Origin of the sequence: Telluria mixta (assembly GCF_029223865.1) — a bacterium.
Lineage (GTDB): Bacteria > Pseudomonadota > Gammaproteobacteria > Burkholderiales > Burkholderiaceae_D > Telluria > Telluria mixta.
On sequence record NZ_CP119520.1, the window covers coordinates 5,851,235 to 5,874,892 of the forward strand.

At 66.4% G+C, this 23,658-nt stretch carries 20 protein-coding genes and 1 pseudogene; 10 read left to right on the forward strand and 11 right to left on the reverse strand.

Features of this window, described 5'->3' with window-relative positions:
- Positions 1-69: 69 nt before the first annotated feature.
- On the forward strand, positions 70-2,469 hold the full coding sequence (locus tag P0M04_RS25755) for a glycoside hydrolase family 31 protein (RefSeq protein ID WP_259451405.1): 2,400 nt from the start codon (positions 70-72) through the stop codon (positions 2,467-2,469).
- A 74-nt stretch (positions 2,470-2,543) separates the two neighbouring features.
- A complete protein-coding gene (locus tag P0M04_RS25760; RefSeq protein WP_259451404.1) occupies positions 2,544-3,611 on the forward strand; it encodes a hypothetical protein in 1,068 nt (355 codons plus the stop codon).
- A gap of 12 nt (positions 3,612-3,623) precedes the next feature.
- Here P0M04_RS25760 and P0M04_RS25765 read toward each other — a convergent pair whose 3' ends face one another.
- Positions 3,624-4,010: a cupin domain-containing protein gene (locus tag P0M04_RS25765; RefSeq protein ID WP_259451403.1), complete on the reverse strand. Its 387-nt coding sequence runs from the start codon at positions 4,008-4,010 to the stop codon at positions 3,624-3,626.
- A gap of 148 nt (positions 4,011-4,158) precedes the next feature.
- Here P0M04_RS25765 and P0M04_RS25770 point away from each other — a divergent pair, with 148 nt between their 5' ends.
- The gene (locus P0M04_RS25770; RefSeq protein WP_259451402.1) at positions 4,159-6,516 is read left to right on the forward strand and encodes a hybrid sensor histidine kinase/response regulator; all 2,358 of its coding nucleotides are present in this window, start codon (positions 4,159-4,161) and stop codon (positions 6,514-6,516) included.
- Here P0M04_RS25770 and P0M04_RS25775 read toward each other — a convergent pair.
- Entirely contained in the window at positions 6,502-6,888 is a 387-nt protein-coding gene (locus P0M04_RS25775; protein ID WP_259451401.1) for a group III truncated hemoglobin, read from the reverse strand. The genes P0M04_RS25770 and P0M04_RS25775 overlap by 15 nt on opposite strands.
- A 272-nt stretch (positions 6,889-7,160) precedes the next feature.
- On the opposite strand from P0M04_RS25775, the gene P0M04_RS25780 reads away from it, so the two are divergent.
- Positions 7,161-8,078 (forward strand): PLP-dependent cysteine synthase family protein, encoded by a 918-nt coding sequence (locus P0M04_RS25780; RefSeq protein ID WP_259451400.1) that lies wholly within the window; start codon positions 7,161-7,163, stop codon positions 8,076-8,078.
- Positions 8,079-8,100: 22 nt separating this feature from the next.
- On the forward strand, positions 8,101-8,625 hold the full coding sequence (locus P0M04_RS25785) for a hypothetical protein (protein ID WP_259451399.1): 525 nt from the start codon (positions 8,101-8,103) through the stop codon (positions 8,623-8,625).
- Between the two features lie 13 nt (positions 8,626-8,638).
- On the opposite strand, the gene P0M04_RS25790 is transcribed toward P0M04_RS25785, so the two are convergent.
- On the reverse strand, positions 8,639-8,905 hold the full coding sequence (locus P0M04_RS25790) for a cupin domain-containing protein (RefSeq protein WP_259451398.1): 267 nt from the start codon (positions 8,903-8,905) through the stop codon (positions 8,639-8,641).
- Positions 8,906-8,957: 52 nt separating this feature from the next.
- Between P0M04_RS25790 and P0M04_RS25795 the strand changes: the two genes are divergently transcribed.
- A complete protein-coding gene (locus P0M04_RS25795) occupies positions 8,958-9,521 on the forward strand; it encodes a flavin reductase family protein (protein WP_259451397.1) in 564 nt (187 codons plus the stop codon).
- Here P0M04_RS25795 and P0M04_RS25800 read toward each other — a convergent pair.
- The gene (locus tag P0M04_RS25800; RefSeq protein ID WP_259451396.1) at positions 9,511-10,881 is read right to left on the reverse strand and encodes an amino acid permease; all 1,371 of its coding nucleotides are present in this window, start codon (positions 10,879-10,881) and stop codon (positions 9,511-9,513) included. The genes P0M04_RS25795 and P0M04_RS25800 overlap by 11 nt on opposite strands.
- A 194-nt stretch (positions 10,882-11,075) precedes the next feature.
- On the opposite strand from P0M04_RS25800, the gene P0M04_RS25805 reads away from it, so the two are divergent.
- Both P0M04_RS25805 and P0M04_RS25810 read left to right on the forward strand, forming a co-directional pair.
- Entirely contained in the window at positions 11,076-13,676 is a 2,601-nt protein-coding gene (locus P0M04_RS25805; protein ID WP_259451395.1) for an EAL domain-containing protein, read from the forward strand.
- 93 nt (positions 13,677-13,769) lie between these two features.
- The gene (locus tag P0M04_RS25810; RefSeq protein WP_259451394.1) at positions 13,770-16,004 is read left to right on the forward strand and encodes an outer membrane beta-barrel family protein; all 2,235 of its coding nucleotides are present in this window, start codon (positions 13,770-13,772) and stop codon (positions 16,002-16,004) included.
- Positions 16,005-16,006: 2 nt separating this feature from the next.
- On the opposite strand, the gene P0M04_RS25815 is transcribed toward P0M04_RS25810, so the two are convergent.
- The 7 genes and pseudogenes from P0M04_RS25815 to hmgA form a co-directional block, all read right to left on the reverse strand.
- Positions 16,007-16,708, reverse strand: coding sequence for an MBL fold metallo-hydrolase (locus P0M04_RS25815; RefSeq protein ID WP_259451393.1), 702 nt, complete (start codon positions 16,706-16,708; stop codon positions 16,007-16,009).
- A complete protein-coding gene (locus tag P0M04_RS25820) occupies positions 16,709-17,179 on the reverse strand; it encodes a DUF6691 family protein (protein ID WP_259451392.1) in 471 nt (156 codons plus the stop codon).
- A gap of 9 nt (positions 17,180-17,188) precedes the next feature.
- Positions 17,189-17,623: a YeeE/YedE family protein gene (locus tag P0M04_RS25825; protein ID WP_259451391.1), complete on the reverse strand. Its 435-nt coding sequence runs from the start codon at positions 17,621-17,623 to the stop codon at positions 17,189-17,191.
- A 38-nt stretch (positions 17,624-17,661) separates the two neighbouring features.
- Positions 17,662-17,769, reverse strand: a pseudogene (locus P0M04_RS25830) (transcriptional regulator); the annotation flags it as partial.
- Between the two features lie 28 nt (positions 17,770-17,797).
- The gene (locus P0M04_RS25835) at positions 17,798-18,562 is read right to left on the reverse strand and encodes an OBAP family protein (RefSeq protein ID WP_259451390.1); all 765 of its coding nucleotides are present in this window, start codon (positions 18,560-18,562) and stop codon (positions 17,798-17,800) included.
- A 53-nt stretch (positions 18,563-18,615) separates the two neighbouring features.
- Positions 18,616-19,920 (reverse strand): hemolysin family protein, encoded by a 1,305-nt coding sequence (locus P0M04_RS25840; RefSeq protein ID WP_259451389.1) that lies wholly within the window; start codon positions 19,918-19,920, stop codon positions 18,616-18,618.
- Between the two features lie 175 nt (positions 19,921-20,095).
- On the reverse strand, positions 20,096-21,376 hold the full coding sequence (gene hmgA, locus P0M04_RS25845; protein ID WP_259451480.1) for a homogentisate 1,2-dioxygenase: 1,281 nt from the start codon (positions 21,374-21,376) through the stop codon (positions 20,096-20,098).
- A 135-nt stretch (positions 21,377-21,511) separates the two neighbouring features.
- On the opposite strand from hmgA, the gene P0M04_RS25850 reads away from it, so the two are divergent.
- A complete protein-coding gene (locus P0M04_RS25850) occupies positions 21,512-22,417 on the forward strand; it encodes a LysR family transcriptional regulator (protein ID WP_259451388.1) in 906 nt (301 codons plus the stop codon).
- A gap of 29 nt (positions 22,418-22,446) precedes the next feature.
- On the forward strand, positions 22,447-23,526 hold the full coding sequence (gene hppD, locus P0M04_RS25855) for a 4-hydroxyphenylpyruvate dioxygenase (RefSeq protein ID WP_259451387.1): 1,080 nt from the start codon (positions 22,447-22,449) through the stop codon (positions 23,524-23,526).
- Positions 23,527-23,658 lie beyond the last annotated feature (132 nt).

Genomic DNA, 23,658 nt, shown 5'->3' on the forward strand with positions numbered 1-23,658 from the left:
GTCGCTGTAGCTTTTCTACGGATTGCGGTTAAAATTCCCGTATTCCAACAACGACACCGCCCGGAGACCATGAAGCCGATCCCCCACGCCGTTCTCGCCCTCTGCCTGCTCGCCAGCCTGCCGTCCCACGCGCAGAACGCGGACCGCACGTTCCTCGGCTACCGCAACGACAACGGGACGCTGGACATCGCCACCAGCGACGGCCGCTACCTGATCCGGCCCTACGACGCTAACATCGTCGAGACGAGCTTCGTGCCGCGCGGCGAGACCTTCGATCCGGCCTCGCACGCCGTCGTGCTGAAGCCCGGCCAGGCGCCGGCCGCGATCAGGGAAGCGGACGGTCGCATCCAGCTCGTCACGGACGGGATCACGGTCACGGTGGAAAAATCGCCGCTGCGCATCAGCTATGCCTACAAAGGCCGGCCGCTCGTCGCCGAGAAGCAGGGCTATGGCCAGGCCGGGGAGCTGGAAAGCATCGAATTCGCGCTCGAGGGCGACGAGGCGCTGTACGGCGCCGGCTCGCGCGCCGTCGGCATGAACCGGCGCGGCAACCGCTTGCGCCTGTACAACCGGGCGTCGTACGGGTTCGGCAACCGCGCCGACCAGATGGGCTACGGCATCCCGATGGCCGTGTCGTCCCACAAGTACGCGATCCACTTCGACAATCCGCAGGCCGGTTGGCTCGATTTCGACAGCCGCAAGGACGGCACCCTGCGCTACGAAGTGATGGGCGGCCGCAAGACCTACCAGGTGATCGCCGGCGACGACTGGGCGCAGCTGATGGACGGGACGACCCGGCTGACGGGCCGCCAGCCGCTGCCGCCGCGCTGGGCATTCGGCAATTTCGCCAGCCGCTTCGGCTATCACACGGAAAGCGAGGCGCGCAACGTCGTCGACAAGTTCATCGCGGACGGCATCCCGCTGGATGCGATCGTGTTCGACCTGTACTGGTTCGGCAAGACCGTCAAGGGCACGATGGGCAACCTCGCATGGGACCGCGACAGCTTCCCGCACGCCGAGGCGATGATGGCCGACTTCAGCAAGAAGGGCGTCAAGACGGTCCTCATCACGGAACCGTTCGTGCTGACGACGTCGAAGCGCTGGCAGGACGCCGCGCAGCAGGGCGTGCTGGCGACGGATGCGCAGGGCAAGCCGTTCGTCTTCGATTTCTTCTTCGGGAACACGGGCCTCGTCGACGTGTTCAAGCCGCAGGCGCGCGACTGGTTCTGGAACATCTACAAGGACCTCAAGGCCGGCGGCGCCGCGGGCTGGTGGGGAGATCTGGGCGAGCCGGAAACGCATCCGTCCGCCACGCGCCACGCGAGCGGCACCGCGGACCAGGTCCACAACATCTACGGCCACGAATGGGCGAAGTTGATCGCCGACGGCTATGCGCGCGACTACCCGCAGGAGCGGCCGTTCATCCTGATGCGCTCGGGCTATTCGGGCTCGCAGCGCTTCGGCATGATCCCGTGGTCCGGCGACGTGCAGCGGGGTTGGGGCGGCCTGCAGTCGCAGATGGAGATCGTGTTGCAGATGGGCATGCAGGGCCAGGCCTACATGCATTCCGACCTGGGCGGCTTTGCCGGGCCGGTGCTGGACGACGAGCTGTACGTGCGCTGGCTGCAGTACGGCGTGTTCCAGCCGATCTTCCGCCCGCATGCGCAGGAAGAAGTGCCGGCCGAGGCGATCTTCCGCACGCCGGCCGTGAAGGCCCTCGCGCGCGACGCCATCCGTCTGCGCTATGCGATGCTGCCGTATAACTACACGGCCGCCTTCGACGACAGCCGCACGGGCATGCCGATGATGCGCCCGGTGCTGTTCGACGACCCGGACAACGAGTTCATGTCGACGACGGCTATCTCGTCCACCTACCTGTGGGGTCCGGACTTCCTCGTAGCACCGGTCACGGAACCGGGCGCCGCGCGTAAGGAAGTCTTCTTCCCGCGCAAGGGCAGCGTGTGGTTCGACTTTTACACGGACGAGCCGCACCACGGCGGCATCCTCGAGACGGTGCCCACGCGCCCGGACCGGATCCCGACGTACGTTCGCGCCGGCGCTTTCATCCCGCTCGCGCAACCGGTGCAGAGCACGCGCGATTACTCGACGGCCAGGCTGGACCTGCATTACTGGCACGATGCCGGGGTGACGCAGGCGCAGGGCCATCTGTACGACGACGACGGCCACACGGCGTACGCGTTCGAAGCAGGCAAGTACGAACTGGTGCGCTTTTCCGGGAAGTTCGCCGACGGCCGCCTGGCGCTGACGGTGACGCCGGAACCGGGCGCCGCCGCGACGCCGACCGCACGCACGTTCGACCTGAAGGTCCACAACGTGGCAACGAAACCTCGTGCCGTGCGGGTGGGCGGCAAGGCCGTCGCGGTGCGCTGGGATGCGAAATGGCGCGTGCTCGACGTCCGGCTGCCGGCCGTGCGTACGGAGGCGTTGCAGGTGGTCGTGACCTTGTAACATCAGGCGCGCTCCACGCTTGGGTTGAATTCGGTACACTGCCTCCCCGGGAACCCGGATTTGCGCACTGCACCATGAAGACCCAATTGTTGCAAGACTTCCAGGAGAGCGGATCGGCGCCGGCGTCGGCGGGGCCGCCCGCGCCTCCACCTCCGCCTCAGCGTTCGCCTGCTCCGCCGCGGCGCCCGGCCGTGTGGCACGGCCCCGGCGCGCAGCGCACCGAGGCCGCCGCGGCCGTCCAGAAAGCGGATCCGGGCGCGCTGCAGCGTGCGCCGGAAACGTCCGCACGCGGCAAGGGCGTCGCGATCGAAGCCCTGGCCGACCGCATCGCGGCGGCACGGACGGCGCGCGCCGCAGCGCCGCCGCCTGTCGACGAGGCCACGTTACCGGGCAGCGAGGCCCGGCCCCGTCCGGAGCCGCCGCCCGAACCGCCGCCGGTGGCCGAACGGCACGACGTCCCCCATCACATCCCGCATCCCATCCCGCCGCCGCAAGGCGATGCCGGTACGATCCCGCGTCCCGTCCAGCCCGACATCGAAGCCGAATGGCTCGCCGCGCGCCTGCGCGAAGACGCGGCGGCGCCGGCCTGGTCGAGCATGTGGAAACGCCGCCTCGTCACTTGGAGCATCGCGGGCGGCCTGCTGGCGGGCCTGGCGGCGGGCGGTTTGTGGCTCTACGAGGAAAACCGGGTCGAGGATGCGCTGGTCGTCGTGGCCAACACGTCGCCGGCGGGGCAGCCGCCGGTTGTGCGGCCGTTCGCCGCCGCTTCGCCGCCGCCTGCACCCGTGCAGGCGGCCGTCGTCCCGGAGGCCGTGAAGCCGGTGCCGGCCCCGGCGCCCGAACCGGTCGCGCCCGCCGTCGAGGACAAGGCGCCCGAGTCCGCCGAACCTGTTGCCGCGACCCCGGTCGACGTCAAGCCGCCACGGCGTGCGGCGCGCACCAGGTCAGTGGAGAAGAAACGAACGGCGGTCAGGACGAGACGGCCGCCGGTGCAGGAGGCGCCGCCCGTGGCCGCCACGCAGTCGCCGCGGCAGCGCCGCGAAGAGACGCTGATGCAATGCCGGGCGCACGGCTACGACGCGCGCCAGTGTATCGAGCGCGCCTGTACGATGACGCGCTACGGCCTCGCGTGCAAAGGGTAGAGCGCCGCTGACTCAGTGGCCGTGCTGTTTCTCGTATTCGTCGGCCTCGGCCTTGGTGGCGTGGACGATACCGTCCGGATGCTCGGGCGGGGTGTACAGCGTGTACAGGCGCATCGGTTCGCTGCCCGAGGTGTTGATGACGTTGTGCTCGGTCCCGGCCGGGATGACGACGGCGACGCCATCCTCGAGCGGGTGCTGCTCTCCGTCCAGGATCGCGACGCCCTGGCCGGCCTCGACACGGATGAACTGGTCGTGACCCTCATGCTTTTCGAGGCCGATTTCCTCGCCCGGCTGCAGGGTCATGATGACCAGCTGGCTGCGCTGGGTCGTATACAGGACTTCGCGGAAGTTGTTTCCGGCGAGTGTTTTTTCTTCAATATTGATGCTGTAACCCGACATGGCGTTCTCCATTAAGTTGTCCACCCCATTGTATCGGAAAGCGTGATCCGACACGCAACGTTGTCAACCGAGCCATAAACGTTTCATTGCATGCATGAATATTTCCACAATGTTATACTGAGATCATGAACATCAGACCCGGCTCACCATGACTTCCGACTTCACCACGCAGCGCCGTATGCAATTGTTGGTCGAGCGCGTCGCCGATTATGCGATCTACATGCTGAATCCCGACGGCACGGTCGCGAGCTGGAACGCCGGCGCGCGCCGCTTCAAGGGGTACACGGAGGCGGAGATCCTGGGCCAGCATTTCTCGCGCTTCTATACGCCGGCGGACCGCGCCGCCGGCCTGCCGGAACGGGCGCTCGCCACGGCGCTGGAGAAAGGACTGTTCGAGGCGGAAGGCTGGCGCGTGCGCAAGGACGGAAGCCATTTCTGGGCGTCCGTGGTCATCGACCCGATCCGCGACGACGACGGCCAGCTGCTCGGCTTTGCGAAGATCACGCGCGACATCAGCGACAAGAAGCTGGCGCGCGAAGCCCTGCGCCGCAGCGAGGAACAGTTCCGCCTGCTGGTCGACAGCGTGATCGACTACGCGATCTACATGCTGTCGCCGGAAGGCCTCGTGACGACGTGGAACGCGGGCGCCCGCAACATCAAGGGCTATACGCCCGACGAGGTGATCGGCTCGCACTTCCGGCGCTTCTACACGGAAGAAGACCGGAACAACGGCCTGCCGGAACACGTGCTCGCGACGGCGCGCGAGCAGGGCCGCTACCATGGCGAAGGCGTGCGGGTGCGCAAGGACGGCACGCGCTTCCGCGCCGATGTCGTCGTGGACGCCATCCGCGACGCGGACGGCCGCCTCGCCGGCTTCGCCAAGATCACGCGCGACGTCACCCAGCGCGTGCAGCTGGACGAGGCGCGCCAGGTCCTGCAGCATGCGCAGCGCCTGGAAGCGGTCGGCAAACTGACGGGCGGCGTCGCCCACGACTTCAACAACATCCTGCAAGTGATTGGCGGCAGCCTGCAGCTGCTGGGCGGAACGGTGGCCGGCCTGCCGGCCGCGCAGCGGCATGTGCAGATGGCGCTGGCCGCCGTCGACCGCGGCGCCAAGCTGTCGTCGCAACTGCTCGCGTTCGCGCGCCGCCAGCCGCTGCAGCCCTATGTGCTGAATCCGGGCCGCGTCGTGCGCAACATGGAAGACCTCGTGCGCCGCGCCGTCGGCGAGCATGTGGAGGTCGAGACCGTCGTCTCCGCGTCGCTGTGGAACACCACGCTCGACCCGCACCAGCTGGAAAACGTCATCCTGAACCTCGCCATCAATGCGCGCGACGCGATGCCGGACGGCGGCAAGCTCACGGTCGAACTGTCCAACACGATGCTCGACGACACCTACGTCAGCGCGGCGCACGAGGTGCCGCCGGGGCAGTACGTGCTGCTGGCGATCTCCGATACCGGCACCGGCATGCCGCCCGACGTGCGCGAGCGCGCCATCGAACCGTTCTTCACCACCAAGGGCGAAGGGCAGGGAACGGGCCTCGGCCTGTCGATGGCGTTCGGCTTCGTCAAGCAGAGCGGCGGCCACTTCCGCATCTACAGCGAGGTCGGACACGGTACGACGATCAAGGCGTATTTCCCGCGCGTGCTGGAAGCGGAGCAGACGCTGCCGGAACCGGTCGCGAACGAGGTGCGCGGCGGCACCGAGACGATCCTCGTCGTCGAGGACGATGCGAGCGTCCAGGCGACCGTCGTCGGCATGCTCTCCGAACTGGGCTACCAGGTGCTGCGCGCGGACAATGCCGAGATGGCGCTGGCCGTGCTGAAGGCCGGCGTGCGCTGCGACCTGCTGTTCACGGACGTCGTCATGCCGGGCAAGCTGAAGAGCACGGAGATGGTGCGCCAGGCGCGCGCGCTGCTGCCTGACATGAAGGTGCTGTACACGTCGGGCTACACGCAGAACGCGATCATCCACGGCGGCCGCCTCGATCCGGGCGTGGAACTGCTGTCCAAGCCGTACCGGCGGGAGAAGCTGGCGACCAAGGTGCGCCAGCTGCTGGGTGCGAAGGAGACGACGCCCGAACCGGCACCGGACGCGCCGGCGCCGCGCCAGGCGGCGTCCGCCGGCCTGCGCGTGCTGCTGATCGAAGACGATGCCCAGGCGCGCGAGCTGTACCGCGACATCCTGCTGGCGGCCGGCTTCCAGGCCGACGAGGCGCCCACGGCGCAGGACGCGCTGGCCATGCTGAGGCGCGACCGCTATCACGCGGCCGTGGTCGACTACAGCCTGCCCGACCTGGACGGCCTCACCCTGGCCCGGCGCATCGTGGAACGCCATCCTAGTGTCGCCATCGTGTTCGCGTCCGGCTACGGCAGCCTGGTCGCGGGCACGTCGGACGTGACGGCGCGCGTGCTGACGAAACCGTTTACGGATCTGCAGCTGAAGCAGGCGCTGCTGGCCGCCGTGGCCGAACAGCGCGACCGTGACGCGTCACGCCGCGCTTGAGACCCGAATATCGCCGAAAAAGCCCAGTTGCAGGCTGGACGCGATGCGCTGCGCCACTTCCAGGGCGTCCGTCGCGCCGTCGATGCCGAACACGTCGATGGCCGTCAACCGGAACAGCGTGAGCCAGCGGACGAAGTGCTCCGTCTCGATGCCGGACAGTGCCATGTGCTTGCCGAACACATTGCCCTGGAATTCGCCGGTGCCGAGCAGGACCTTGGTCCAGAACGCATACATGCGCGGCATGTGCTCGTGCCACCGTCCGGCCAGCTTTGCTTCGAACACGGGGGACAGCACGGCATCGTCGCGGACGCGCGCGTAAAACGTGTCGACCAGGCGGATGATCGAGGATTCGGTGATGGCAGGGGAAGGCATGGGACGATTCTAGCAAATATGCATTCAAATGCATCTTTTAGCATAATTGTTTTCAAGAGTGCGAGCTTAGCAAATGATCATGCCTGGTAAATCCGCGAATTGTCACGTGGACACGCAATTTGCCCCGATGAACCCGATAGGCCACACCGGCACGCCGAATGTCTTGCGAGAACGCACCTTACCCGGTTAAGGTAAGCGCGTTCCAATCCGACGCCGTGGAACGCATTGTTGTGTTAGCCTTTCTCGGCGGAAATCTCACTGAAAGGAGCGGCGTGGAATCCCAAGTCAAATCTTCCGTGATGGACGCGATCGGCAATACCCCCGCCGTCAGGCTGGGGCGCCTCTTTGCCGGCTTCGACGTGGTCGCCAAGCTGGAATACATGAATCCGGGCGGCAGCATCAAGGACCGCATGGTGCGGCACATGCTCAAGAGCCTGCCGGCAGGCACGGCCCGCGTCGTCGAAAGCTCGTCGGGCAACACGGGTGCAGCGCTCGCGATGGCCAGCGCCGTGCTGGGCCTGCAATGCGACGTGACCGTACCGCAGACTACGAGCATCGAAAAGATCAAGCGCATCCGCGCCTACGGGGCCGAGGTGCACCTGTGCGCGCCGGACGACGGCCAGGATCCCGTCGCCGGCTACCACGCCGTGGCCGAACGCCTGGCCCAGGGCGAGAACGTCCACTTCCTCGACCAGTACCGCTCGGCACTGAACCGCGAAGCCCATTACCGCGACACGGGTCCGGAACTGTGGCATCAGCTCGCGGGCGAAATCGACGTGTTCGTGTGCGGCATCGGCTCGGGCGGGACGATCTCCGGCATCGGGCGCTACCTCAAGGAGCAGAAGGCGGACCTCATCGTGATCGGCGTGGAGCCACGCAATTCCGCCTACCGCAAGGTCGTCACCGACACGCCCGCCGATGGCCCGTTTGCCAGCGTCGTCGAAGGCGTGGGCAAACGCCAGGCGTCCGGCAGCTTCGACCCCGCCATCGTCGACGACGTCGTGCAGGTGGCCGACGACGACGCGCTCGACTGGTGCCGCCGGCTGGCCGCGGAGGAGGGCATCCTCGCCGGCGGGTCCAGCGGCTGCGTCACGGCCGGCATCGCGCACCTGCTGCCGCGCCTCGCCGGCAAGCGCGTGGCGACCGTGTTCCCGGACTCCGGCGTGTACTATCTGTCGAAGTATTTTTGATTACTGACTACGGATCCGGACCGTGTCCGACCTCATCGCCCTGCTCGGTGCCCGCATCCCGGCCAACCTGGCGCCGTTCATGCTCGCCAACGTCACGACGCCTGTCGTGCGCGGGGTGCCGCACGGCCCGGACGTTCTCGCGCGCCGGCTCGGCTGCCCCTGCGGCAGCTGGGAACTGAAGCTGCGCACGGCGCGGCGGCGCGAGCGGCGCGGGCTGTTCGGCCGCAAGACGGTCGCGGCGCCCGTCGGACCCGTGCATGCGGCCTGCCCCGTGTGCGGGCGCGAGGTGCTGCTGTTCGACCCCGCGCAGCATGGCTGGCACGGCCGCCAGGGCGACGGCGTGCGGCCGCGCGCGGACGACGAGGCGTGGTTCGGCAATGCGGCGGGCGAAGTCGTCGTCGCGTATGCCTACCGCGCCGAGGATGCCTACAGGGCGATGCTCGCGGACGGCTGTCCCGACCCGCAGGACTGGTTCGACTGCTTCGCCATCGTATTCCGGGCGCCCGGCATGCAGCCGGTGCTCGTGCTGGCCGAAGCGTGCGCCTGAGAATGGAGCAAACTCAGCGCCGGCCGGACAGATAGGCCACGCCCTCGGGCCCGTAACTCTCGCGGTGCGGCTCGTCGCGGCGCACGTGGAACACGTCGCCGGCCCGATAGATCTTGATCTCGCCACCGGCGTGCAGGCGGATCTCGCCTTTCAGGATCAGCGCTTTCGCTTCGAACGGATGCGCGTGGTCGGCCAGCGTGCCGTTCGGCGCGCGTTCGACGAGGACCGGTTCGGCATAACCTTCCGCTTTCAGGGCTTCGAGGAATTCCTGTTGTTCCATGCTGGGCTCGCAAAGGTCGGAGTTCGTGACTGGCCGAGTGTATCATTGGTCCATGACCACACTTGTCCCTGTAGAACTCCCGAAAGCCTACCGCCTGCTCAACCACGGCCCGACCGTCATGGTCAGCAGCGCGCACGACGGCGCCGTTAACGTGATGTCGGCCGCATGGTCGATGCCGCTCGATTTCGACCCGCCCAAGGTGGCCGTCGTCATCGATAAAAACACGCTCACGCGCGGCCTGATCGAAGGGTCCGGCGAATTCGTGCTGAACGTGCCGTCCAGCGACCAGGCGGCGCTGACGGTCGCCGTCGGTTCGACGTCCGGCCGCGACGCCGACAAGTTCGCCGCGCACTGCATCCGCACGTTGCCCGGCAGCGTCGTCAAAGCGCCGCTCGTCGACGGCTGCCTCGCGTGGCTGGAATGCCGCGTGATCCAGGAGCCGCACATCCAGGCCGCGTACGACCTGTTCCTCGCCGAAGTCGTGGCCGCGTGGGCCGATCCGGCCGTGTTCGCGGACGGCCATTGGAAGGAAGATCAGGGCGGCAGGCGCAGCATCCACTATATCGCCGGCGGCCAGTTCTTCGAGACTGGCGCGGCGGTCGGCATCAGGAAGTAGCGCGGGCGACGCGTGCGCGCCGGCCCTCGGCGATGCGGTAGCCGACGCCCAGCGCGACGAGCCAGGCCGGGATCATCCATACCGATACGCGCAGTTCCGGCGTGGCATACATGATCGCGACGATCCCCGCGAGATACAGCAGGCAGGCCCAGTTCGTGAGCGGGTACAGGGGGCTCGGGAACGCCGTGCGTTCGCCGGCAGCCTCCTTGGCGGCGCGGAAGCGCAGGTGCGACCAGCTGATCATCGCCCAGTTGATCAGCATGCCGGCGACGGCGAGGCCCATCAGCAGGCCCAGCGCCTTGCCCGGCACGGCGTAGTTGACGCCGACGCACAGCGCGGTGGCGACGGCCGACACGGCCAGCGACGCCAGCGGCACGCCCCGTTCATTGACGCGCAACAGCGCGCGCGGCGCATGGCCCTGCACGGCGAGGCCGTACAGCATGCGGCTGTTCGAGTACACGCAGCTGTTGTAGACGGACAGCGCGGCCGTCAGCACGACCACGTTCAGCACGTGGGCGACGATGCCGGCGTCCAGCGCCTTGAAGATCAGGACGAACGGGCTGGCGCCGGGCACGATCTGGTCCCACGGGTACAGCGACAGCAGGACGGCGAGGGCACCCACGTAGAACACGAGGATGCGCCACAGGGTCTGGTTCGTGGCACGCGGGATCGAGCGGGACGGATCGGCCGCCTCGGCCGCCGTGATGCCGATGACTTCCAGGCCGCCGAACGAGAACATGATGATCGCCATCGACATCACGAGGCCCTGGATGCCGTGGGCGAAGAAACCGCCGTGCGTCCACAGGTTGCTCACATTCGCCTGCGGTCCGGCGCCGCCGCTCGCGAGCAGGAACACGCCGTAGACGATCATCGCGATGATGGCCGCCACCTTGATGACGGAAAACCAGAACTCGCTCTCGCCGAACGCGCGCACGTTGATCAGGCTGATGCCGTTCGCGAGCACGAAGCAGCCCAGCGCCGACACCCACGCCGGCACGTCGGGAAACCAGTACTGCACGTAGATGCCGACGGCGGACAGCTCGGCCATGCTGACGAGCACGTACAGCACCCAGTAATTCCAGCCCGAGACGAAGCCGGCGAACCGGCCGCAGTACTTGTCGGCGAAATGGCCGAACGAGCCGGCGACCGGTTCGTCGACCATCATCTCGGACAGTTGGCGCATGATCAAAAAGGCGACGAGGCCCGCGATCGCGTAGCCGAGCAGGACGGACGGGCCGGCCAGCTTGACCGTTTCCGCGACGCCGAGGAACAGGCCGGTGCCGATGGCGCCGCCGAGGGCCATCAACTGGATGTGCCGGCTCTTGAGGCCGCGGTGGAGTGTCGTGTCGTCGGAAGCCATGGTGTCCGCTTGCTAAAAGACAAGGATTTTAAAGCAAACGGTGGCGGATGTGACCACACGATCGCGAACTTGTACACGGATATCGGGGCGGCATTTTGTCGCGAAATAACGGACTTGCAAAATCGCAGTGGTTCGAGCAATCTTGAACCGGAGTCGCCCCGCATGTATTTTGAAAGCCGCTGGTCAGGAATGTCATGATTCAACCATCCGACGCCGGATTTTCCGCGCTGTTTCATGCGCATCCCGTACCGATGTGGGTATACGACCTCGACACGTTCCGCTTCATGGCGGTCAATGCCGCGGCAATCGTCCATTATGGGTATTCGGAAGCGGAATTCCTGGCCATGACGATCCGCGACATCCGTTTGCCGGAAGATCTCGCGCGGCTGGATGCGAACCTGCGCCAGCCGCAGGTGCCGAGTATCGAGAAATCCGGGATCTGGCGTCATGTCAGGAAGGACGGCTCCCTGATTCAGGTGGAAATCACGTCGCATCCCTTGTGGTTCGATGAACGCCCGTGCAGGTTTGTCCTGGCCCACGACGTCACCGAGCGCCTGCTCGCGCAGGACAAGATCATGCGTCTCAGCCGGATCTACGCCGTGTCGAGCGGCGTCAATGCCGCGATTACCCGGATTCATACGCGGGACGCGCTGTTCGACGAGGTTTGCCGGATTGCGGTGCACGTCGGCGCGTTCAAGACGGCATGGATCGGCGTGTTCGAGCCCGATGCGCTCGACGGGCGCGTCGTGGCATGGTGCGGCGCCGACCGGCGCAACGCCGACCGGGTGCGCTTGACCTTACGTGCCGACAGTGTCGACAGCGCCAGGCCGGCTTGCGTGGCGGCGCGCGAAGGGCGGGCGGTGATTTGCAACGACGTCGCGACGGATCCCGGGCTGGCGCCGTTGGCAAAGGACATGCTCGAGGAGGGCCATCGTGCCGTTGCCGCGCTGCCGCTGGCGCCGGCCGGCCGCGTGGATGCCGTGATGGTTTTCATTGCCGATACCGCCGGATTCTTCGATGCGGAAGAAGTCAAGCTCCTCGATGACCTGGTCGGTGACCTCAACTTTGCGTTGCAGTTCATCGACAACAAGGAGCGGCTCAGTTACCTGGCGTATTACGACGTGTTGACCGGACTGGCGAACGCCAGGCTGTTCGAGGACAGGCTCGCACAGTTCATTCACGGCGCGCAGGCCGGGCACCATGTCTGCACGATCCTGGTGAATATCGATCGGTTCACGCAGTTGAACGATGCGCTGGGACGCCACATGGGCGACGCCCTGCTCAAGCAGGTCGCACAGCGTCTCGACGAGGCGCTCCCGGGGGGCGCCAGCCTTGCCCGACTCGGCGGCGGCACGTTTGCGATCGCGATCGCCGAAGTGGCGCAAGTCGCCGACCTCGAACATATCGTGGGCGGGACGATCCTGGCGGCGATCAACCAGCATTTCCGGCTGGGGCCGCACGAAGCACTTGTCCAGGCGCGGGCCGGCCTGGCATTGTTTCCCCGTGATGGCGGCGACGCCGAAAGGCTGCTCAAGCATGCGGAAGCGGCGCTGCAGAGTGCCAAGCGGCTGGGCGAACCTTACCTGTATTACTCGCCGGCGATGAATGCGCTTCACGCCGCCAGGCTCGCGCTGGAATCGGAGCTGCTGCATGCGCTCGACGCACAGGAATTCGTCGTGTACTACCAGCCCCGGGTCGACCTGGTGAGTGGACGCATCGACAGCGCCGAAGCGCTGATCCGCTGGCGGCATCCACAGCGGGGACTGGTATGTCCCGGCACCTTCATTCCGCTCGCGGAAGAGGTCGGGCTGATCGAGCCGATCGGCGATTGGGTTCTCGATACGGTCTTCGGCCAGCAGGCGCGCTGGCTGGAACGACAGATCGACGTCGTGCCGGTCGCGGTCAACCTGTCGGCGGCGCAGCTCAGGAATGGAAAATTCGTACAGAACGTCATGGATGCGCTTTCCAGGCACCAGCTGCCGGCCCACCATATCGAATTCGAGCTGACGGAATCGATGGTGATGCATGACGTGGAGCTGGCCGCAGCGCATCTGCAGGCCTTGAAGGCGCTTGGCATCCAGTTGTCCCTGGACGATTTCGGCACCGGGCATTCATCGCTCGCCCACTTGCAGCGTTTCCCGTTTGATGCGGTCAAGATCGATCGCGCGTTCATTCGCGACGTCAATGCCAATGCAGGAAATGCGGCGATTGCGACCGCGGTCATTGCGATGGCCCACAGCCTGCATTTACGCGTGGTCGCCGAAGGTGTGGAAACGGAAGGTCAGCTGCAGTTCCTGCGCCGGCGCCGTTGCGACGAATTGCAGGGGTTTTACTTCAGCGAGGCGGTGCCGGCCGCGCAATTCGAAGCCATGCTCGTTGAAAAGACGCTGCTGACGCTCGGAGAACAGGTCGATGACGATACGCTCCTGATCGTCGATGACGAGCCCGACAACCTGGCGACGCTGCGACGATTGCTGCGGCGCGAGGGCTACCGCGTGCTGACGGCGAGCGGCGGGCAGGAAGGTCTCAACCTGCTTGCCTTGAACAAGGTGCAGGTCATCATTTCCGACCAGCGTATGCCCAACATGTCGGGAACCCAGTTCATGCGGATCGTCAGGGAACTCTATCCGGATACGATACGCATCATCCTGTCGGGATTCACCGATCTCGCGACGGTGACCGACAGCGTCAACCAGGGGGAACTCTTCAAGTTCATGACCAAGCCGTGGGACGATGGTGAGCTGGTCAGGAATATTCGCGACGCCTTCCGGCTGCACCGGCAACGCAGCGGCTAGGTCGCCCGGTTTTACGTTTCTTTACACGAAACGCCCATCTTTTAACGCGATCGGACCTGTAACATCTGCCAACTTTTTTCGTACAGCAGATACATGGTCCACTTCACACGCAAACGCAGCGCCACGCTCGTCGGCCTGGCGCTGGCCGCGCTCCAGCCCGCACTGGCCCAGGAGGCCGCGCCCAAGGCGGCCGAGAACATCAAACAGGTCAACGTCGTCGGCGAACGCCAGGTCAACCGCATCGACCGCCAGGTCTACGACGTCAAGAACGACGTGAACGCCAGCAACGGCAGCGCGGCGGACGCCCTGAACAACGTGCCGTCCGTGTCCGTCGATCCGGACGGCACCGTCTCCCTGCGCGGGAATGCCAACGTGCAGATCCTCGTCGACGGCAAGCCGTCCGCCATGCTCCAGGGCGACAACAAGGGCCCCGCGCTGCAGGCGATGCCGGCCGAGGACATCGATTCCGTCGAGGTCATCAACAACCCCGGCGCGGAATTCGGCAACGAGGGCGGCGGCGGGCCGATCCTGAACCTCGTCATGAAGCGCAACCGCAAGGCGGGCGGCTTCGGCGTCGTCAACACGAACCTCGGCACGGCCGGCCGCTACAACTCGGCCGTCAACGGCGCGTACAACACGGGCCGCTGGGGCATGCAGGGCGGCGTCAACGTGCGCCACGACGGCCGCAATTCGACGGGCGAGACGGAACGCGACCGCATCGACCCCGTCACGGGCGCCGTCCAGCACAGCAGCCAGGCCTCCACCAGCAGCGGCCTGAACGACAGCGCCGGCCTGCGCGGCCAGCTGACCTACAACCTGACGGATGTGGATGCCATCGAGGCCAGCGTCGGCGCCATGAAGCGCACGAACGACCAGTCGGGCCTCGACCACTACCGCGTGTTCGACGAGGACGGCAACCCGACCAGCGACTACACGCGGACGACGCAACGCACGGGCGACAACACGAACACGATGTGGGGCGCCCGCTGGGACCACAAGGGCGAGAAGCTCGGCGAACTGTTCAAGATGGACTTGCGCGTGTCCACGAGCGACAACGGCAACGACATGCGCTACGCGAACACATACGTCGTCACCCCGGCGGGACCGGCGGATGCCGACAGCCTGCAAATCGTCGCGAACAGGAGCCGCATCGTCGACTACTCGGGCGACTACGAACGCCCGCTCGACAGCGGTGCGACCTTCAAGATGGGCTACCGCCTGTTCGACAACAGGAGCGACTTCGACAACCGCTATGTCGACGACGACACCGTCGTGAACACCCGTCTCACGAACGCGTTCTCCGTCCACGAACGCGACGCCGCGCTGTATTCGTCGTACCAGTGGCAGGTGAACCCGCGCTGGGCCGCCATGGTCGGCCTGCGCACCGAATACACGCACATGGACCTCGACCAGGTCACGACCGGGACGGCGGCATCCAACACGTACCTGAACTGGATCCCCAGCGCGTTCGCGACCTATAAACTGACTGACACGACCAACCTGCGCTTCGCTTACGCGCGCCGCATCCGCCGTCCGAATGCGGCCGACCTGAATCCGTTCATCGTCTACAAGGACGAGTTGAACGAATCCGCCGGCAATCCGCACCTGAAACCCGTGCTGACCGATTCCTTCGAGATCAGCTACGAAACGAAGGCCGGCAAGCTCGATACCGCCGTGCGCGCGTACTACCGCACGGACCGCGACACGATCCGCAGCCGCCAGACCGCCATCAGCGACACCGTGATCCTGACGACGCTGGAGAATGGCGGCAGCAACCGGTCGGGCGGCCTGGAATTCACGCTGTCCGGCAAGGTCACGCCCAACGTCACCATCAACACGAGCGGCAATCTCGCGTACCTGGAGCAGCAGCAGATCGACCTGAACGGCGCCGAGACGACGCGCAACGCGACGTCGCTGAGCGTGCGCGGCCGCATCAACTGGCAGGCGACGCCGGACGACCAGCTACAGTTGCAGCTGAATGCGCGCGGCAGGACGCTGGCGGGGTCGGGCTACAACCAGCCCGTGTCGAGCGCGAACCTCAGCTGGCGCCGCAGCCTCTCGCGCACGCTGTCGCTCGTGATGAACGTGACGGACGTGTTCAGCTCGCAGAAGATGGAGACGATCACCAACACGGCCACGCTGAAGGAGACGTCGATCCGCCGCTTCGATGGACGGATCGTGTACGTGGGCCTGTCGTGGCGGTTCGGCGGGGTGCAGAGCAGCGTCAATCGCGAGCGGCGCGACGGGCCGGATGGTGAAGGGTTCCATGGCGGGCCGCCGCCGGGTGGACCGCCGCCGGGCGGCTTCGGTGGCGGACCGGGGATCTGACGTCAGACGCTGTGCGGCAGCCCGAGATTCCGATTCGCCGGCACGGCAATATCGATCAGCTTCGGCTGCGGCAGGTTCAACCCGTTCATCAGGGTCACGAATTCGTCCCGCGACCGCCCCGCGACCCGCGCGTTATGGGCCTTTTCCCAGCCGATGGTCGACACCGACTGCCCCTTGTAGTCGTGCCCCGGCCACACGCGGGTCGCATCCGGCAGCGCGAACAGGTTGCGCGTGATGCTGTCGTACAGCGCGGCGGCGCTCCCGCCCTGGAAATCGGTGCGGCCGCAGCCGTCGATCAGCAGCGTGTCGCCCGTGAACACGTTGCCGCGCCAGACGTAGCACATGCTGCCCGCCGTGTGGCCGGGCGTGTGGATCACGGCGATCGTCTCGTCGGCACCGAAGCGGATGACGTCGCCATCCTGCAACTGCACTTCGGCCGGCGGGATGCCGCAGCCGCTCGGCACGGCGGCCCGGGCGCCCGTCAGCGCGCGCAGCTGGCCCGCGGACGTCACGTGGTCGGCGTGGGCATGCGTCTCGAGGATGTAGTCGAGGCGCAGGCCCAGCCGTTTCAGGTGGGCGAGGTCGCGCTCGACGTGCTGGTCGACGGGGTCGATGATGACGGCGGCGTCACTGCCGGGCGCGGCCAGGATATAGGTGAAGGTCGACGACACGGCGTCGAACAGCTGGATCGGATTGGTGTGCATTCATTCTCCCGAAGGGCCGGCCGCGGCGCGGGTACCGCCGCGATTGGCCTCGTTGCCGGCGCGGATACGCTCGGCCACTTCGAATATTGCCATGCCGGCCACCATCGCCGCAACGAACAGCAGGGTCGACCGGCCGCCGACGGCCAACGCCGTCAGCGCCGGACCGGGGCAATAGCCGACGAGGCCCCAGCCGATGCCGAAGGTGACGCTGCCCAGGACGAGCGGCGTATCGATGCGGCCTGCGCCCGGCACGTGGATCTGGCTCCCGAACAGCGGCCGCACGCGCGTGCGTGCGAAACGGAAGGCGACCGCGGCGACGAGGATCGCCCCGAGCATCACGAACAGCAGCGACGGGTCCCAGGTGCCGGCCACGTCGAGGAAGGCGAGCACCTTGGCGGGATTGCTCATGCCGGACAGGATCAGGCCCCCGCCGAACAGCAGGCCGGCGAGAAAAGCGGTGACGAGGTTCATGACAGCTCCTCAGCGCCCGAGCACGTGGCGCACGATGAAGACGGTGACGAAGCCGGCCGCGAGGAAGCAGGCCGTGGCCAGCAGCGAGCGGGGCGACAGGCGCGCGATGCCGCACACGCCGTGGCCGCTCGTGCAGCCGTTGCCGAAGCGGGTGCCGATGCCAACGAGCAGGCCGCCGATCGTGAGCAGCGCGGGGGAGTGGTCGATCTGCGCCGGCGGCATCGCCCGCATCGTCAGCCACACGAGCGGCGCGACGAACAGGCCGAGAATAAACGTGACGCGCCACGCAATATCCCCGCGGCTCGGCCGCAGCAGGCCGCCGAGGATGCCGCTGATGCCGGCGACGCGGCCATTGGCCAGCAGGAGCAGGGCCGTCGCCAGCCCGATGAGGATGCCGCCCGCGAGCGACGCCCACGGGGTGAAATGGAGCCAGTCGATTGTCATGTTCGGTCCTCCTTCGGACGGTAAAGCCGGTACAACAGCTGCAGCACGGCCAGTTGCTGCGACAGGGTCCGCTGGCGGATATCGAGCGCCGCTTCCAGGTCGCCGAAGGGCTGTTCGCCCTGCGTGAGCTGGCACAGCGACAGCAGGCGGTCGGGATTCGCGAGCGCTAATGGATTATTTCACGGCTGGTGGTGGCTGGCTATCCACGACGCCCGGGATGTCCTGCGTCTGGCGCGGGAACTTGCCCTTCAGCGCGTCGACGCCGCCCTGCGGATGCGCGAGCGGTTTCAGGTCCGCGCGCGACTTGCGTTTCTCGCCCGTGTGGACCTTCATGCGCGTGTCGCGCTCCTCGAGCATGTTCGGGAGCAGCTCGCCGTCGCGGCCGAACGACCACGCGAGCATCGGCGCGCCCAGCGGCAGCGCGTCGCCGGGCTTGCCGTTGGCGCCCGTGTTCCACACGTGCCACGTCTTGCCGTAGCTGTTCATCTTTTTCTTCATCAGCGCGTGTTCCGCCGCCTCGGGCAGGCCGGGTGCGATCAGCTGGCCGCCGAGGATCTCGCCGTTGTGCGGATGCCAGTACTGGCGCTCGTCCGGAGGCAGCCGGCCGTACAGTTTTTCCGAGATGATGTACTCGATGCCGTTCAGGTTGGCCGTGCGCGTGTTGCCGTCGAACAGGGCGCATTGCGCGAAGTCTTCGTTGACCTGGCGGCAGAAGTGGTGCGCTTCGACCTGCATCTCCGGATGGTCCTTCATCGGATGAAAGCCGTTCAGGTAGATGTCGAACCCGGCCAGCGGCGCATTGCCCTGCAGGAGCTTCGCGCCCGCTTCGAGCGCGCGCGTGTCGCCGGCCTTCGGGGCGCCGGCCGGCTGCGGATTCTGGCCGGCGGCCACGGTGGCCATCAGGCAGCCGGCCAGGCCGGCCGCGGTACGTAGCTTCATCATGACCTCCTTGGTGGATAGGATCGTGAAACGGGCCGCCGGTTCCGCTCGAATCAGGTGCGCGGGACCGGGGCGACGAGCAACCGGTCGATGCGGTTGCCATCCATGTCGACGACCTCGAACCGCCAGCCCTGCCAGTCCAGCCGGTCGCCCGCGCGCGGGATCACGGCGAGCTGGTACAGCATGAAGCCGGCCAGCGTGTGGTAGACGCCGCCGTCCTCGTCGGGGAAGTCGACGTCGGCGCCCGTGAGGTAGCGGAAGCGGTCGAGCACCATGCCGCCGTCGACGAACCAGCTGCCGTCGTCGCGCCTGACGGCGTCCGGCTGGCCGTGGTCGCTCGTCGGCGTGACGTCGCCCACGAGCGCGCTCATCACGTCGGTCAGCGTGATCATGCCCTGGATGTCGCCGTATTCGTCGACGATCATCGCCAGCTCGGCGCGGTGCTGCTTCAGTTGCTCGAGCAGGTCGATGGCGCTGCTCGATTCGGGCAGGTACAGGATAGTCTCGAGGGCGGCCTCGATGTCGATGCCGGCCAGCGACTGCGTGCGGATCGCCTGGCCGAACAGATTGCGCGCACGCACGATGCCGAGCACCTGCGACCGGTCGCCGCGGTAGACGGGAAAGCGGCTGTACGGCGATTCCGCGATGCGTGCGAGGTTCCGCTCGAGCGGCTGGTCGAGGTCGAGGAATTCGAGGTCGACCCGGGGCGTCATCAGCGCGCGCAGATGCCAGTCGTCGAGCCGCAGGGCGCGCGCGGCGATGTCGTATTCCGCTTTCTCGAACACGCCCGCGTCCGTGCTTTCCTTGATCATGCCCGTGACGTCTTCCTCGGTCGGCGTCTCGTCCTTGTGGTGGTGCATGCCGAACAGGCGCATGATGCCGTCCGTCGTCATCGCAAGCAGCCGCACGAACGGGTGCGCGAGGCGGGCCACGAATTGCAGCGGGCGCGCGATCGTCGCTGCCATCGTTTCCGGATACAGGATCGCGATGCGCTTCGGGACCAGCTCGCCCAGCACGATCGAAAAGAAGGTGATGCCGGCCACGACGATCGCCAGCGCGACGGGCCGCGCATAGCCGTCCGGCACGCCCATGGCGGCGAGCGCCGGCGTCAGACGCGCCGTCAGCGACGCTTCGCCGAACGCGCCGTTGAAGATGCCGATGAGGGTAATGCCCACCTGCACGGTGGAGAGGAAGCGGCTCGGATCGTCATGCAGGCCGAGCGCGGTACCGGCGCCGCGCCGGCCTTCGTCCGCCATCTTTTCCAGGCGCAGTCGCTTGGCGGAAACGACGGCGAGCTCCGACATGGAGAACACGCCATTGAGCAGGATGAGGGCGAGGATGATGACGACGTCGGCCATGCGATTCCCGTATGAGATGTCGGGTTAATCATCGCATGAGGAAAACGGGGGAGGTCGCACAGAACGAGTCCCCCCGGTGCAAACCGACGTCGTTCCCGCGCAGGCGGGAACCCAATTTTTACGCGTCGACGGACTGCATACGAATTGGGCCCCTGCCTTCGCAGGGGCGACGACATCAGGGCTTTGCCGGATTGAAATGCTTCGCGATCCCCGCCCAGCATTCCTGGTAATTGCCCTGCAATTGCGGCGACTGCAGCGCATACGGCGTCGCCACGAGCGGATTGCGCGTCTCGAACATGAACGCCATCGTGTCCGTGACCTTGTGCGGCCGGCTCGTGTCGGCGCTGCTCGCCTTGTCGAACGTCGCGGCATCCGGGCCGTGGCCGCTCATGCAGTTGTGCAGGCTCGCGCCGCCGGGCACGAAACCATCCGCCTTCGCATCGTAGGCGCCGTGCACGAGGCCCATGAACTCGCTCGCGACATTGCGGTGGAACCAGGGCGGGCGGAACGTGTCCTCGCCGGCCAGCCAGCGGGGCGGGAAGATGACGAAGTCCAGCGTGTCGACGCCGGGCGTGTCCGACGGCGCCTGCAGCACGAGGAAGATCGACGGGTCCGGGTGGTCGTAGCTGATCGAGCCGATCGTGTTGAAGTGGCGCAGGTCGTACTTGTATGGCGCATAGTTGCCGTGCCAGGCGACGACGTCCAGCGGCGAATGGCGGATGCCCGCACGCCACAGGTTGCCGCCGAACTTCGCGACCAGCTCGAAATCGCCTTCGACGTCTTCGTAGCGGGCGACAGGGGTCAGGAAATCGCGTGGGTTGGCGAGGCCGTTCGAGCCGATCGGGCCCAGGTCCGGCAGGCGGAGCAGGGCGCCGAAGTTTTCGTAGACATAGCCCCGGGCGTCGCCATCCGGCAGGTCGACCTTGAAACGCACGCCGCGCGGAATCACGGCGATTTCCTGCGGTTCGACGTCGATGAGGCCGAATTCCGTGGCGATGGCCAGGCGTCCCTGCTGCGGTACGATCAGCAGCTCGCCATCGGCCGAATAAAAATAGCGCCCGCGCATGGACCGGTTCGCCACGTAGAGATGAATCGCGCAACCGGTCATGGCGGCCGGCGAGCCGTTGCCGGCCATGGTCACGAGGCCGTCGATGAAGTCGGTGGGCGCATCCGGCATGGGCAGCGGGCTCCAGCGCATCTGGTTCGGCGACGGCGCCACGCCGTCGAAGCCGGCGGCGATGCGGCCATTGCCCATCGGCTCGAACGTCCCGTGCATGGCGGCGGGGCGGATGCGGTACAGCCACGAGCGGCGGTTATGGCTGCGCGGCGCCGTGAAGGCCGTACCGGACAATTGTTCCGCGTACAGACCATAAGCGACGCGCTGCGGCGAATTGCGGTGCGCCGGCAGGGCGCCGGGCAGGGCCTCCGTCGCGAATTCGTTGGCGAAGCCGGACATGTAGCGTTCGGTTGAAGCAGTCAAGGGTGTCTCCAGATGCGTGGCGTTTATGACACTGTAGAGGAGACCAGCGAGTTTTACGAGATGAATACAAAAATGTAGACTATTCAGATCATCAATAAGACTATCGAACGCATGATCGAACCCTCTAGCATCGACCTGAATCTGTTATCGGTATTTCAGGAGGTCTATCGCGAACGCCAGATCTCGGCCGCCGCAAGGCGTCTGGGCCTGACGCAATCGGCCGTGAGCAATGCGCTGGCGCGGCTGCGGCGCACGTTCGGCGACGAACTGTTCGTGCGCACGGCGCACGGCATGCAGCCGACGCCGCTCGCGCAGCAGATGGCCGAGCCGATCGGCGCCGCGATGGTCCAGGTGGCACTGGCCCTGTCGCAGCGCAGCCGCTTCGATGCGGCCACGAGCGGCCGTCGCTTCACGCTGGCGATGACGGACGTGGGCGAGGTGTACTTCATGCCGGTGCTGATCGAGCGTTGCCGCACGGTCGCGCCGAACGTGGAGATCGCGTCGATCCGCGCGAACGGCCTGACGTTGAAGGACGACATGGAGACGGGCAGGGTGGACCTGGCCATCGGCGCGTTCGAGGACGTGTCGGAAGCGTTGTACCACCGGGCGCTGTTCCGCCAGCGTTTCGTGAGCATGTTCCGCAAGGACCATCCGCTGGCGAAGGGCAAGGTGGACCTGGAGCGCTTCGTGGCGGCGCCGCACCTGATCGTCGATGCGGCACAGAGCCCTTACGACCGCATCAATGGATTACTGGAAAAGGCCGGGGTGACGGCCGGGACCCGGTTCCGGGTGCCGCATTTCACCGCGGTGCCGTACATCGTCAGCACGAGCGGGCTGGTGGTGACGGTGCCGCAAAAACTGGCCGAAAGCGCGGCAAGCCCGTTCGGCCTGAAGTGGATCGAGCCGCCGCTCGCCCTGCCGACGTTGCAGACCAACGTCTTCTGGCACCGGCGCTTCAACCACGATCCCGGCATCCAGTGGCTGCGGGGACTGATTGCCGACGTATTCGCGGAATGAAAACTTAATAAACGATAGAGGAATAGACAATGGCCGACCTGTTTGACAATCCGATGGGGCTGATGGGCTTCGAATTCGTGGAATTCGCCTCGCCCACCCCGGGCGTGCTGGAACCCGTGTTCGAGGCGCTGGGCTTCAGCAAAGTGGCCGTGCACCGCTCCAAGGACGTCGTGCTGTACCGCCAGGGCAACATCAACTTCATCGTCAACAACGAGCCGAAGAGCGCCGCCTACTACTTCGCGGCCGAGCACGGCCCGTCGGCCTGCGGCATGGCCTTCCGCGTCCAGAACGCCCATAAAGCCTACGCGCGCGCCCTGGAACTGGGTGCCCAGCCGCTGGACATTCCGACCGGCCCGATGGAGTTGCGCCTGCCCGCCATCAAGGGCATCGGCGGCGCGCCGCTGTACCTCATCGACCGCTTCGAAGACGGTAAATCCATCTACGACATCGACTTCGAATGGATCGACGGCACGGAACGCCACCCGGTGGGCCATGGCCTGAAGATCATCGACCACCTCACGCACAACGTCTACCGCGGCCGCATGAGCTACTGGGCCGGCTTCTACGAGAAACTCTTCAACTTCCGCGAGATCCGCTACTTCGACATCAAGGGCGAATACACGGGCCTCACGTCAAAGGCGATGACGGCGCCGGACGGCATGATCCGCATCCCGCTGAACGAGGAAGGCAAGGCGGGCGGCGGCCAGATCGAGGAATTCCTGCTCAAGTACAACGGCGAAGGCATCCAGCACATCGCGCTGCTGACGGACGACATCTTCTCGACCGTCGACGGCCTGCGCGCCGCGGGCGTGCCGCTGATGAGCGCGCCACCGGCCACGTACTACGAGATGCTGGAGTCCCGCCTCCCGGGCCACGGCCAGGACGTGGAAGCGCTCAAGGCACGCGGGCTGCTCGTCGACGGCACGACCGAGGACGGCAACCTGCGCTTGCTGCTGCAGATCTTCTCCGAGACGCAGCTGGGGCCCGTGTTCTTCGAGTTCATCCAGCGCAAAGGTGACGAGGGCTTTGGCGAAGGTAACTTCAAGGCGCTGTTCGAGTCGATCGAGCGTGACCAGCTGCGCCGCGGGGCGCTCAAGACCGCCGCATAAGGCCGCAACGCGACAGGCAGGCCTCCCGCGCCTGCCTGTTTCCAAAATTTCCTCATCTTTTCAAGGTGTTAATCGATTTTTTGCGAACACCTGTGCACTTCATTTCCAGACAAATATCTGAGTGTTGCGTGC

Bases quoted from the DNA above. Each gene is read 5' to 3' on its own strand.
- P0M04_RS25815 (WP_259451393.1), bottom strand. From the start codon at position 16,708: ATGCACACCAATCCGATCCAGCTGTTCGACGCCGTGTCGTCGACCTTC.
- P0M04_RS25800 (WP_259451396.1), bottom strand. From the start codon at position 10,881: ATGGCTTCCGACGACACGACACTCCACCGCGGCCTCAAGAGCCGGCAC.
- P0M04_RS25835 (WP_259451390.1), bottom strand. From the start codon at position 18,562: ATGAAGCTACGTACCGCGGCCGGCCTGGCCGGCTGCCTGATGGCCACC.
- P0M04_RS25790 (WP_259451398.1), bottom strand. From the start codon at position 8,905: ATGGAACAACAGGAATTCCTCGAAGCCCTGAAAGCGGAAGGTTATGCC.
- P0M04_RS25755 (WP_259451405.1), top strand. From the start codon at position 70: ATGAAGCCGATCCCCCACGCCGTTCTCGCCCTCTGCCTGCTCGCCAGC.
- P0M04_RS25825 (WP_259451391.1), bottom strand. From the start codon at position 17,623: ATGACAATCGACTGGCTCCATTTCACCCCGTGGGCGTCGCTCGCGGGC.
- P0M04_RS25795 (WP_259451397.1), top strand. From the start codon at position 8,958: ATGACCACACTTGTCCCTGTAGAACTCCCGAAAGCCTACCGCCTGCTC.
- P0M04_RS25810 (WP_259451394.1), top strand. From the start codon at position 13,770: ATGGTCCACTTCACACGCAAACGCAGCGCCACGCTCGTCGGCCTGGCG.
- P0M04_RS25765 (WP_259451403.1), bottom strand. From the start codon at position 4,010: ATGTCGGGTTACAGCATCAATATTGAAGAAAAAACACTCGCCGGAAAC.
- P0M04_RS25850 (WP_259451388.1), top strand. From the start codon at position 21,512: ATGATCGAACCCTCTAGCATCGACCTGAATCTGTTATCGGTATTTCAG.
- P0M04_RS25805 (WP_259451395.1), top strand. From the start codon at position 11,076: ATGATTCAACCATCCGACGCCGGATTTTCCGCGCTGTTTCATGCGCAT.
- hmgA (WP_259451480.1), bottom strand. From the start codon at position 21,376: ATGTCCGGCTTCGCCAACGAATTCGCGACGGAGGCCCTGCCCGGCGCC.
- P0M04_RS25775 (WP_259451401.1), bottom strand. From the start codon at position 6,888: ATGCCTTCCCCTGCCATCACCGAATCCTCGATCATCCGCCTGGTCGAC.
- P0M04_RS25820 (WP_259451392.1), bottom strand. From the start codon at position 17,179: ATGAACCTCGTCACCGCTTTTCTCGCCGGCCTGCTGTTCGGCGGGGGC.
- P0M04_RS25760 (WP_259451404.1), top strand. From the start codon at position 2,544: ATGAAGACCCAATTGTTGCAAGACTTCCAGGAGAGCGGATCGGCGCCG.
- hppD (WP_259451387.1), top strand. From the start codon at position 22,447: ATGGCCGACCTGTTTGACAATCCGATGGGGCTGATGGGCTTCGAATTC.
- P0M04_RS25840 (WP_259451389.1), bottom strand. From the start codon at position 19,920: ATGGCCGACGTCGTCATCATCCTCGCCCTCATCCTGCTCAATGGCGTG.
- P0M04_RS25770 (WP_259451402.1), top strand. From the start codon at position 4,159: ATGACTTCCGACTTCACCACGCAGCGCCGTATGCAATTGTTGGTCGAG.